Here is a 1,204-nt window from a genome sequence, read left to right on the forward strand (position 1 = left end):
ATCATAGCGCGGGCCGGCGCTTGCGTGGCTGATGGCGCGGGCGCGGGCCCCGCCCGGCAGGGGACGGACGGTGCCGCGAGCGCCGAGGAAAGTTGCCGGGCCCGATCTACACTGGCGTATAGCGGCAGGACGACTATCTCCGGTTCTCTACTCCCTCGCGATGGACAGGTGCCATCAAGGAGTCGTGCGCGATGCTCTTCGGCAGAAAAAGCAGGGCGGTCGAAAGCGCCGCCAAGGATGAAGATGTAGCGTGGCGACTCGAGGCCATCGGGCAGAACGTCGCCACCATCCGTTTCACTCCCGATGGCCAGATACTGTCCGCCAACCCGCTGTTCCTCGCGGCGGTCGGCTATTCGGCGGACGAACTGGTCGGCAAGCACCACCGGATCTTCTGCGAAGAGGACTACCAGGCCTCTGCCGCCTACGTGCGCTTCTGGAAGGAACTGGCCAGCGGCACGCCCCAGCGCGGCGTGTTCAAGCGCCTGCGACGCGACGGGTCGCCGATCTGGCTGGAGGCCACCTATTTCCCGGTGAAGAATGCCGAAGGGGCGGTCGTCGAGGTGCTGAAGATCGCCGCCGACGTGACCCGCAACCATTCCGAACTGCTCCTGCTCAACGCGATCAACGACTCCATACGCCAGTCCATGGCCGTCATCGAGTTCACCCCGGACGGCGAGATACTCGATGCCAACGAAAACTTCCTGCGTCTCTTCGGCTACAGCCTCAAGTCGCTCAAGGGCCAGCACCACCGCATGCTCTGCTTCGACGAGTTCTATCGGGAGAACCCGGATTTCTGGGCCCGGTTGCGGCACGGCGAATTCTCCCGCGGGCATTTCGAACGCCGCACCGCCGCCGGCGAGCGGGTACATATCGAAGCCACCTACAACCCGGTCAAGGACGGTTCGGGGCGGATAATCAAGGTCATCAAGTTCGCCATCGACGTTACCGAACAGGTCAATCGCAACGAGGAAGTACGGCGCGCCGCCGAGCTGTCGTTCTCCACCGCGGAAGAGACCGCGCAGATTTCCACCCGCGGCATCGACTCCCTCGACCAGTCCGTCGCCCTGTCGGCCAAGACCCTATCGATGGTCAACACCGCCGTCGGCCTGATTTCCCAGCTCACCCACCAGACCAAGGACATCGAGAACATCGTCACCACCATCCAGAGCGTCGCCGAACAGACCAACCTGCTGGCCCTCAACGC

Annotated in this window: 1 protein-coding gene; it reads left to right on the plus strand. The window is 63.8% G+C overall.

Annotated elements, in window-relative coordinates; genetic code table 11:
* Positions 1 to 191: 191 nt before the first annotated feature.
* Positions 192 to 1,204: PAS domain-containing protein (locus FFS27_RS32940; protein ID WP_137952566.1), on the plus strand; the 1,013-nt coding region annotated here is incomplete at its 3' end.

The sequence above is a fragment of the Pseudomonas sp. 2VD genome, assembly GCF_005503585.1.
In the GTDB taxonomy this organism is placed as follows: Bacteria; Pseudomonadota; Gammaproteobacteria; order Pseudomonadales; family Pseudomonadaceae; genus Pseudomonas; species Pseudomonas aeruginosa.